General features: G+C 55.3%; 8 protein-coding genes. 2 read left to right on the top strand and 6 right to left on the bottom strand.

What is annotated here, in order from left to right:
• The first annotated feature begins 12 nt into the window (after nt 1–12).
• Together TH25_RS17135 and TH25_RS17130 are read left to right on the top strand one after the other, a co-directional pair.
• Entirely contained in the window at nt 13–807 is a 795-nt protein-coding gene (locus TH25_RS17135) for a SapC family protein (RefSeq protein WP_258549199.1), read from the top strand.
• Nucleotides 808–999: 192 nt separating this feature from the next.
• Nucleotides 1,000–1,920: an SDR family NAD(P)-dependent oxidoreductase gene (locus TH25_RS17130; protein WP_114089531.1), complete on the top strand. Its 921-nt coding sequence runs from the start codon at nt 1,000–1,002 to the stop codon at nt 1,918–1,920.
• A gap of 16 nt (nt 1,921–1,936) precedes the next feature.
• Here the strand turns inward: TH25_RS17130 and TH25_RS17125 are convergent, their stop codons facing one another.
• From TH25_RS17125 to TH25_RS17100, 6 genes are all read right to left on the bottom strand, one after another.
• Entirely contained in the window at nt 1,937–5,269 is a 3,333-nt protein-coding gene (locus tag TH25_RS17125; protein ID WP_404969430.1) for an error-prone DNA polymerase, read from the bottom strand.
• A gap of 142 nt (nt 5,270–5,411) precedes the next feature.
• Nucleotides 5,412–6,947 (bottom strand): Y-family DNA polymerase, encoded by a 1,536-nt coding sequence (locus TH25_RS17120; protein ID WP_258549203.1) that lies wholly within the window; start codon nt 6,945–6,947, stop codon nt 5,412–5,414.
• Between the two features lie 16 nt (nt 6,948–6,963).
• Complete coding sequence (locus TH25_RS25500) at nt 6,964–7,809, bottom strand: ImuA family protein (RefSeq protein WP_258549198.1); 846 nt, start codon at nt 7,807–7,809, stop codon at nt 6,964–6,966.
• Between the two features lie 109 nt (nt 7,810–7,918).
• Nucleotides 7,919–8,689 (bottom strand): helix-turn-helix transcriptional regulator, encoded by a 771-nt coding sequence (locus TH25_RS25495; protein ID WP_114089529.1) that lies wholly within the window; start codon nt 8,687–8,689, stop codon nt 7,919–7,921.
• A gap of 42 nt (nt 8,690–8,731) precedes the next feature.
• Nucleotides 8,732–9,502, bottom strand: a complete 771-nt coding sequence (locus TH25_RS25490) for a helix-turn-helix transcriptional regulator (protein ID WP_181847672.1) — start codon at nt 9,500–9,502, stop codon at nt 8,732–8,734.
• Nucleotides 9,503–9,588: 86 nt separating this feature from the next.
• On the bottom strand, nt 9,589–10,359 hold the full coding sequence (locus TH25_RS17100; protein ID WP_114089527.1) for a helix-turn-helix transcriptional regulator: 771 nt from the start codon (nt 10,357–10,359) through the stop codon (nt 9,589–9,591).
• Nucleotides 10,360–10,439 lie beyond the last annotated feature (80 nt).

Here is a 10,439-nt window from a genome sequence, read left to right as displayed (position 1 = left end):
TGAGGAACATTCGTGGCGAAAGAAAGCAAAACAAACGGTGCGGCGAAAAAAGGCGCAGCCGCGACAGCAACAGGTGCTGGCCCGGCAGCATTGCCACTGTTTTACAGCAAGCCGCGTGCGGTGCTGGCGGAACGGCATGGCAATATGTCGCTAACCCCGACGTCGGATTTTTCATTTGCTGCCAACACCAATTCTGTGCCCATCGTGGCGACTGAACTGCCGATGGTGTGCAAGAATTATCCGATCCTGTTTACTGACGGGGCACAGACCCAGATGGTCGCGCTGCTGGGCTTGCGTGCCTCTGAAAATCTGATGGTAGATGACAAGGGTAACTGGACACCTGGGACGTATGTGCCAGCCTATATTCGCCGTTATCCCTTCATCTTTTTTGAAAATGAAGAGAAAAGCCAATATACCCTGTGTGTGGATGAAGACGCCAAAACCGTTGTTGAAGGCACGGAAAACCCGTTCTTTGTCGATGGGGAACCGTCCAAAATGACGCAGGGTGCGCTCGATTTCTGCCGCGATTACCAGGCGCATTATGTCGCAACGGCAGAGTTCCTCAAGGCCATCCGCGAAGCGGGCCTTCTGGTGGAAAACCGGGCCGATGCGACGCTCGCCGATGGCCGCAAACTCAGCCTTTCGGGTTTCAAGGTGATTGACGAGGCCAAGTTCAACGCCCTTGATGATGAAACCTTCCTGGCGTGGCGCAAGCGCGGCTGGCTGCATCTGGTGTATTGCCATTTTATTTCCAATGGCAACTGGAATGCGCTGGTCGAACGCGCCGCGATGAAGGTCGCAAACTGACGGCGGTTTTTTGCCCGTTAAACATCATCCTCCCCCGATACAAAAATATCGGGGGATTTTTTTGACATGTTGTCATCGCCGTGGCTTTTGGCGATCTTGGACAAGCCCAGTGATTTTAGGAGTGACGAGACGGGCCCCTGTGTTAAGAACGCAGTCTTGGCTGGTCTGATATTTTGGGGATAGGGGGACGTTTTGAGCAAGATTTTGGTGACAGGTGGCGCGGGTTTTATTGGCCGTTATACATGCCGCGCACTGGGTGCTGCCGGGCACGATGTGACAATTTACGATAATTTCAGCAATGCCAGCCGTGATGGCCTTGAAGGTTTGGGGCGCATTATCGAGGCGGATATTCGCGACCGGGCCGCCTTGAAGGATGCCGTGATGTCGGCAGATCATATCGTGCATTTGGCCGCTCTTGTCAGTGTGCCCATATCGATTGAAATGCCCGCACAGGTATTCGACATCAATGTCGCGGCAACCGAACAATTGTTTGATGTATGCCGGGAAACCGGTTTTGCCGGACGGGTGATTTATGCCAGCTCCGCCTCGGTTTATGCCAATGACCTGCAAGGCAATTTCCGCGAGGAATGGGCAACCGGGCAGAGGCTGTTATCGCCCTATGCGTCAAGCAAATTTATCAACGAAATTCAGGCTGGCATTTACCACACCTGTTACGGGCTTAAAACAACCGCCTTTCGGTTTTTCAATGTTTATGGTGCAGGCCAGGACCCCAAAAGCCCCTATAGCGGTGTGATTACCCGCCTGCTTGAAGCCCGGGATGAAGGCAAGAAATTTACCATTTTTGGCGATGGTTCGATCACGCGGGATTATATCGCGGTGGAAGATATCGCCGGGGCCATTGCCCTGTTGGCCGGTTTTGACGGTACCGCGCCCCGGGTAATGAATTTGGGCACCGGACAGAAGACGACCTTGACCGAACTGGTTAACGCCTGGCAGGACGCCACCGGACAGGCCCTGGATTATGACTATGGTCCGGCCCGGCCGGGGGATCAACAACATAGCTGTGCCGATATTGGCCTGGTGCGCAAAATATTGCCGGACTGGCAGCCGGTTTCGCTAACCGAAGGTTTGACGCGCTGGGTCGGGCGTTAAGTTCATTAAGGTCGCTTTAGTGAAAATCATGGCTGTCAATTTTAAGGCGGCTGGTTTTGGCATGGTCCTGTTCGTGGCGCTGGCCCAAATCTTCAAGCTGACGGGTTGGTTCCGGGCTGGATGCCGGGGGAGATGTGGGGGATGTCCCCGTATGGGCGGGCACGCCCGTACCTCCGGTGCCGGTGGCCCAGCGCAGGTTGCGCGGATGGCCGCCAGACTGGCGGCTGATTTTGGTATTGTCGCTCAGGCTTTGCAGCATGCCGGAAAGATCAACCAGTTTTTCCGCGACAATGTGGGTAACATTGTCCTTGCGCTGAAACCGGCCCGAAACGCCCAGAAGGGTTGCCGTCATCACCTCGCGGCGGTGCTCCTCCATCACCTTGGACCAGACAACCAGATTGACGATGCCCGTTTCATCCTCCAGCGTAATAAAAACCACGCCGGAGGATGTGCCGGGTCGTTGCCGGACAATCGCAAGTCCGGCATGGGTGACTTTATCGCCATCGCGTGCGGCATTCAGGTCAATCGCGCGTTTAACCCCCGCCCTTTGCAAGCTATCACGCAGCAGGGTTAACGGGTGGCCCTTAAGCGACAGGCGCAGGCTGGCATAATCCTCGATAATTTCTTCGCCCGGCCCCATAATCGGCAGGTTTACCGCCGGTTCCGGGCCAAATTCGGCAGAAACACCCATATTGTGGTTAAAGTTTTGTGCGGCTTCAAACAGGGGCAAGGCGGCGGGGGCCTTGCGCCCCCTGCCAAAGCGTTTTACCGCCCACAGGGCCTCGCGCCGGCGCAGGGCGAGGGATTGAAAGGCATCGGCTTCGGCCAGTTTTTCAAGGGCAGCTGGCGACAGGCCGGTTTGGCGGGCCATCAGGTAAATATCCTGAAAACCGCCAATCGGGCGGTTGGCAATCAGTTGGGTGATTTCAAGTTCGGTTAAGCCCCGCACCTGCCGAAACCCCAGGCGTACGGCCAGATACCCCGATGAACGGCCCATTTCGCGTTCCAGGCTATTGTCCCAGAAGCTGTAATTTACATCGACTTCCAGCACCCGCACCCCATGATTGCGCGCATCATTAACCAATTGTGCCGGGGCATAAAACCCCATTGGCTGGGCATTAAGCAGGGCACATAAAAACACATCGGGATGATGATGTTTCAGCCAGGACGAGGCATAGGCCAGAATGGCAAAACTGGCGGCATGGCTTTCGGGAAAACCATAATCGGCAAAGCCCTCGATCTGTTTAAAGCAGCGTTCGGCAAAATCGGGATCATAGCCGTTGCGCAACATGCCCTTGATGAATTTGTCGCGATGTTCGCCAATCGTGCCGGTGCGTTTGAAGGTTGCCATGGCCCGGCGCAAATTATCGGCTTCACCGCCGCTAAAGCCAGCACCGACAATGGCAATCTGCATGGCCTGTTCCTGAAACAGCGGCACGCCTTCGGTGCGTTTTAAAACGGATTTAAGCTCATCAGACGGATAATCGACTTCTTCCCGTTTCATTCGCCGCTGTAAAAACGGATGCACCATGCCGCCCTGGATCGGGCCGGGGCGGACAATGGCGATTTGAATGGTTAAATCATATAAACATTTGGGTTGCAGGCGCGGCAGCATGCTCATTTGTGCGCGGGATTCCACCTGAAAGGTGCCAATGCTGTCCGCCTTGCACAGCATGTCATAAACGGCCGGGTCTTCCTTGGGCAGGGAGGCAAGGTCGTAGTCAATGTTTTTGTGATGGCGCAGTTCGTCAAATGCCTTGCGAATACAGCTTAGCATGCCAAGGGCCAGCACATCGACTTTCAGAATGCCCAGGGCGTCAATATCATCCTTGTCCCATTCAATGGTGGTGCGGTCCTCCATCGCGGCATTGGCGATGGGGGAAAGTTCGCATAACGGCCCGCGCGTAATGACAAAACCGCCCACATGTTGCGACAAATGGCGGGGAAAGCCGGTCAGTTCGCCAGCCAGGCGCAAAATCGCCTGCATACGGGCTTCATCCGGGTTAATGCCGGACTGGCGCATCATGGCCTCATGCGGGCCTTTGCTGCCAGACCCCCAGATGGTTTTGGTCAGTTTGACAATGCTGTCTTCCGACAGGCCAAAAACCTTGCCCACATCACGCAGGGCACTGCGCGACCGATAGGAAATGACCGTTGCCGTCAGCCCGGCCCGGTCGCGCCCGTAACGTTGATAGATGAATTGAATCACTTCTTCGCGGCGTTCATGTTCAAAATCCACATCAATATCGGGCGGTTCGCGTCGGGCGTTGCTGATAAAACGCGAAAACAGCAATTCGACTTCGGCGGGATTAACCGAGGTAATGTGCAGACAAAAACACACCGATGAATTGGCCGCCGACCCCCGGCCCTGGCATAAAATGCCCTTTGAGCGGGCAAAGGAGACAATGTCATGTACGGTCAGGAAATAGGGGGCATAGCCCAGCTCGTCGATCAGGGCGAGTTCGGTTTTTAACAGACCTTCCACCTTGGCGGGAATGCCATCGGGATAGCGTTGATGTGCCCCTTCCCAGGTCAGGCGGGTCAGGCGTTGTTGGGTGGTTTCACCAGAACCATCATTTTCATCGGGATATTCATATTGCAATTCGCGCAAATGAAAGCGGCATTGTTGGGCGATTTCCACACTACGCTCCAGCCAGTGCGGATGATCGGGGAACAGGGCCGCCATTTCCTGTGGCGATTTGATATGGCGTTCGCCATTGGGAAACAGGCGGTATCCGGCATCCTCGATCCGGCAGTGATGACGGATGCAGGTAAGCACATCCTGCAACGGTTTACGGGACCGGACGTGCATATGCACATCATTGGTCACAACCACCGGAATGTTCAGGCTTTTTTCAACATGTCCGGCAAAGGCCAGCCTGTGGGTATCAAAGCCATCCATAAACCGACCCACCGACAGCCATAAACAGTCCGGGAAGTGAGCCTTGAAATATTCAAGATGGCTGTAAAATTCATCATCGGGCACCTGGGGCGGCACGGCGATGAACAGCAATCCTTCACGATGTTCGATGACATCATTCAGGTACAGTTCGCATTCGCCCTTGGGGGCACGGCGTTTGCCCAGGGTAAGAAGGCGGCATAACCGGGCATAGGCCTGCCGGTCGGTCGGATAACATAAAAGCGATGGGGCATCGCCCAGATCCAGCCGACAGCCAACAATATAGTGCAAATGGTCCTGCCAGGGTTTATGGGCGCTAAACCCCCGCACAATACCGGCTAGGCTGTTCCGGTCGGTAATTGCCATGCCGTATAATCCCTTGCTCGCCGCCGTTAAAACCAGTTCTTCGGCATGGGAGGCCCCGCGCAAAAAGGAAAAATTGCTGCTCACCTGAAGTTCGGCATATCGCGGACATTTTGCAGTGCCCTCCTGAAAGCCCGTAGGGGTCAGGTTACGGGTGTGCGCGGGTGTTTTCGACTGGCTGTTTGTGGCTTTGGGTGCGGTGTGGGAACGATGATCAACCATGCAAACCTCAGGCAAACAGGCCATGAACCGACCATAAATCCGGGTCGGGCTGGGGAAGCATTGCGCAAGGGGGGCGGAAAAAATCCGGCTGTGGTGATGGGGTATGGGGGTGCGTATTTTCGTCCTCAATATGCCGATCCCGTCGAACCAGATGGCGGCAAAGCCACAATTGGCGGCCTGTCTGGTCCTGAATATGGAAATAGTCGCGGGTTTCCTCGGCCAGGGCGAAACCTTCCTGGTTCAAATAATGCCACCATTCGGGGCAAATCCGTTCGGGTCCCCTCAGGTTTTCAATTTTCAGGGCCATGCGCCGCCAGCGTATTTCAAGGGGCAGTCCATTGGCGGCACGGGAAATAATTTGAACCGGCTCTGGCGGGTTAATCAGCCGGATGGGCCGGGCGGGCAGGGGGGATTCTGCCAGGCGCGGGCAGGTCCCTTTGGCTGAAACGGGTTTTTTGCTAGCGGCCAGTTCCGGCAGGTGGCTGGCATGGTGGTCCGGGCGATAAAGCTGGTCTTTGGGGCCAAGGTGATGACCAATCCGGTCAAACAGTTCGTTTAAGGCGATAGTGTCACTGGCGGATGGATTTTGCGCCTCAAGGCTGATTTGGCGAAAGGCGATATTTTCCACCCACGGGGCATAGACAATCACTTCCTCGATACCAAAGCCGGTATCAACACCGGGCAGCTTTTCGGCCAGCAGGCGTAATAAATGCGGGGCGGACTGGCAGGCGCTGCTGGTGGTGATGGCAACGGTATGGGTGTGTCCGTCCACCCGGATGCAGCGCAGAATGATCCGCCGCAATCCTTTGTGATGGGCCTGCAAATCCTGGCACAGGGACTGCACAAGCTGCGTGATGGCGGCTTCAAGATTGGCGGCATCGCCCAGCGGTTCACCATATTGCTGGCGCATAAGCCAGGGCTGGCTGGGTAACTGAAAATTCAGATGTTCGGGCAGGCGGCCATAAAACTGGTCCAGCCTTTGCAAAACCTCTGGCCCCAGCCGGGTGGTCAGGGTCGCGCGGGGCAAATCGGCCAAATCGTGAATGTGATGAAGGCCTAGCCGGTGCAGGGTGGCCCGCGTGGCTGTTGGCAAACGCAGCCCGGCAACCGGCAATTGCCGGGCCTTTGCATGATCCGCCGGAAGCGAGAGGGTCCGCAAGGGCTGACCGGTCAGAAATTGTGCACAGGCCCAGGCCGCCCCGGCAGTATCGGCCATGCCGCTTTGGCAGGCAAAGCCCATATGGCGTAAATCCCGCTCAATTTGTGCCATCAGGGTTTCCTCGTCACCAAACAGGTGAATGCCGCCGGTCATTTCCAGCCAGAAACCGGTTTGTCCGGCCAGGTTTTCGCGTGCCAGGGCCCGGTCCGCCGCAATCCAGGGGCTGTAACGGTCCAGATGGCGCATGATCCGGGCCTGATATTGTTCATAAAGGGCGGGTTCTTCGGTGATATTGATAAGGTCCGGCACAATGCTGCGGGCTTCGGCCAGGCGCATGGCGGGCAATATGCCCAAGGCTCGTGCCTGTGCTGTCAGGCCACACACCAGCACGCCCTTGTGGTCATTTCGCGTGACGACAAAGGTCGGGGCCTTGGCGGCTGAAACCCTTGTTTTTGCCGTATCCTCCGGCGTGGGCCGGGTATCGGATTTCAGGGATGGCGTGTGGTTTTGGTGGCAGTCGGTTTTCCAGTGGGGCAGCCACAGATATACGAAGCGTTGCTTCATCGATACAGACTTTCCAGCTGGCCGGTCGAACCCCGCGTCCCCCGATCAGGCTGAGTTTGCGATAAATGCCATGTGGCGTGATGTGCCAGCGCGACCATGCCGGCGATGGGGCAATTTTTTGCCCGGCCCGGTGCTGGCGCAGCACAATCAGGCGGCAGGACCCGGCCTCGCAGGCCAGTTGCAGGCGGCGGGCGGTGGTCAGGTCGTAGTCGGTTGTTTCCAGTATGACATTGCCAATCTGCCCGGACTTGGCCGCTTCCTCGCAGGTCCAAAGGGCGGTTTGCTGCTGGTCAATATTCATCATGACCAGCGCGCATTGCGGATTGGACTGTTTTGCAAACAGGGCGGGCGCGTAAACCTGGCCCTGATCCAGTGCCTTGCGGTGCTGAACCCATAACCGGGTGGCGGGTTTGTTTTGTTTGGCAGGCTGGTGACTATGGGGTGAGAGACCGGCCATATACCAGGCCAGGGCCGATGCCGCACTGTCATGATGTTCGGTCATAATTTCGTGCAGGCCGGTGGTCATCAGGCCGCCAGCCGCGAAATGGTTGCCAAGGTCAATACCGCCAAAGGCCCGTTTGATCAGCACCGGTTGCCCGCCATTGACACAGGCCGCATGGCCTTGCCAGTGTTTTTCGGCCCGCAAAAGGGCCGCGCGTGCCTGTTGCAATCGGCTGGTCATGGAAATGTGCCCGTTAAATGTTCCTATTTTGTTCCTTTTATCTAACAACGCATGGGCCAGAGTCAAGATGAAAGCCTGATCTATCTGCGAGGGGAGGGATAATCCTGCTTCAGGGACTGATAAATCCCTGCTTTATGGCGGTCACAACCGCCTGTTCCCGGGTACGGGCATTCAGTTTTGTGCGGCTGTTGCGCAAGTGCATTTCGACGGTGACACGGCTAATGCCCATGCGATCTGCAATGGCATCATTGCGCAATCCCTTGCACAGCCAAAGCAGGCATTCGCGTTCCCGTGGGCTGAGTGCGGGATAATGCGTGAGTCTCTCTCGTACCAGGTGAAGATCTGTTTTGTTGAATTGATGATCAAGTTCCTGACACCGTTGCTGTAAGGCGTGGGAAGCGAGAATTAGGGTGGTTTCCTTGCCGCGATAGAATTTTGAAAATTCTTCCGTATCCATTGTATTGGAAATTACCACGGCGCTTAATTGCTGCGGCATGGGGTTCATTCCCGGAATGACCAGCCCGGCAGTTGATTCCGTCTCACCAAATTCATTAAGTATTTGTCTGGCTTTGGACGAAAGGGTAACGGGGAAATTGGTGAAGGGCGTTTCAAATTTTCTGGGTGTAATATAGGCTCGGGCCACATCAATTAACGGATCGCAGTTGCCATAATTGCTGTCCAGATAATGGTGCATCCACCAATCGGGAAGGGTGGTTAGAAAAACAATGCTGCCATCCGGTTTTTCAAAGCCATAGGTGATCTGACGCGCCCCGAACTTTCTGAAAAACTGCAAGCCAGCCTGCCAGGCGGCTGGCACATCAGGGGCATTCTCAAGGGCGTTTAACAGATCATAGAGATCGTTATTCGGGTCCGAGATCATCTCTGCTCATTGTCAGTTGGTGAAAATCAAAGCCTGTGGTTTTCATGGGGTAATGAACCCCTGTTTTATGGCCGTGACAACCGCCTGTTCCCGGGTGCGGGCATCCAGTTTTGTGCGGCAGTTGCGCAAGTGCATTTCGACAGTGACACGGCTAATGCCCATACGCTCTGCAATCGCGTCATTGCGCAATCCCTTGCACAGCCAAAGAAGGCATTCGCGTTCCCGTGTGCTAAGGGGGGCGTAATGAATGTCTTTTTGCGATGCCAGATGGATCTCTGGCTGGGATAATTGCGGGTCCAGTGCCTGACATCGGTGATGCACGGCATGGGCGGCAAGAACAAGGACATTTTCCCTGTCGCGATAGAATTGCGAAAATTCCTGCGGGCTCATGGCATTGGCAATATTGAAACCGCTGATCTGCAATGTCGAGGGTGTCATTGTCGGAATGACAAAACCGGCATTTGCCCCGGTTTCGCTATATTCCCGAAGCATTTGGGTGGCTGGTTCGGACAGCGAAATCGGGAACGTGCCGGATCTGGTGTCAAATCGGGTTGGCGTGAAATAAGCGCGACTAATGTCGGCGAACGGGTCCAGGGTGACATAGTCATTCTCGAGATACCGGTTTATCCACCAGTCGGGAACGGTGGTGAGAAAGGCGATGCTGCCATCCGGTCTGCCACGGGCATAGCTGATTTGGGTGCCGCCATATTTTTGGAAAAACACCAGCCCCGCCTGCCATGCGTCTGCAACATTCAATGTGCTGTTCAGGGCATTTAACAGATCAAAAAGGTCGTTCTGTGGGTTCACGCTCATCCCTGTCATTCCGGCAAAGTTGCAAACCTGTGGTTTTCCCTGTTCTTTGATCAAACCCGCCATGTCACAGCCCCGGGAAAGAATGTTTAAGGCGTAATGAAACCGCGTTTGATGGCGGTCACAACCGCCTGTTCCCGGGTGCGGGCATTCAGTTTTTGGCGGCAATTGCGCAAGTGCATTTCAACGGTAACACGGGTAATGCCCATCCGGTCCGCAATGGCATCATTGCGCAACCCCTTGCACAGCCACAGCAGGCATTCGCGTTCCCGCGGGCTGAGAAGCGGGTAATGCGTGTTTTTGTGTGGTGCCAGATGCACATCGGTTTGCACAAGATGGGGGTCAAGCTCCTGGCAGCGTTGATGTACGGCATGGGCCGCAAGGGCCAGGGCATTTTCCTTGTCGCTATAGAACAGGGAGAATTCCTGATTTTCCATTGTATTTGCAATGTTGAAACCACTGATTGTCAGGGTCGAGGGTGTCATGGTCGGGATGACAAATCCGCTACTCGAGCCTGTTTCGGCAAATTCCTGAAGCATTTGCGCAGCGGGGTCAGAGAGGGAAATCGGCAGATTGACGTTTTTGGTATCAAACCGGGTTGGCGAGAAATAGGCACGCCCGACATCAATGAACGGGTCCAGATCGGCATAGTTATTGTCAAGATAATAGGTCATCCACCAGTCCGGCAGGGTGGTCAGAAAGACGATGCTGCCATCCTGCCTTTCATGGGTATAGGTAATTTGATTACCCCCGTATTTCCGGAAAAAAACCAGCCCTGCCTGCCATGCGCCCGGAACATGCTGTGCATTGTCCAGTGCATTTAACAGATCAAAAAGATCGTTATTCAGTTGAAGGGCCATCCCTGCCGTTCCGGAAAGTTACACACCTATGGTTTTCCATAGATTGTTTCTAGGGTCCAGACTCATTCAAATCCAGTAGC

Source organism: Thalassospira profundimaris, assembly GCF_003326755.1.
GTDB classification, from domain to species: Bacteria; Pseudomonadota; Alphaproteobacteria; order Rhodospirillales; family Thalassospiraceae; genus Thalassospira; species Thalassospira profundimaris_B.
This window is presented reverse-complemented; position numbering and strand designations above follow the sequence as displayed.

What these genes read in the sequence shown, in the direction of transcription:
- TH25_RS25500 (WP_258549198.1), bottom strand. Translation starts at nt 7,809, where the DNA reads ATGACCAGCCGATTGCAACAGGCACGCGCGGCCCTTTTGCGGGCCGAA.
- TH25_RS25495 (WP_114089529.1), bottom strand. Translation starts at nt 8,689, where the DNA reads ATGATCTCGGACCCGAATAACGATCTCTATGATCTGTTAAACGCCCTT.
- TH25_RS25490 (WP_181847672.1), bottom strand. Translation starts at nt 9,502, where the DNA reads ATGAGCGTGAACCCACAGAACGACCTTTTTGATCTGTTAAATGCCCTG.
- TH25_RS17100 (WP_114089527.1), bottom strand. Translation starts at nt 10,359, where the DNA reads ATGGCCCTTCAACTGAATAACGATCTTTTTGATCTGTTAAATGCACTG.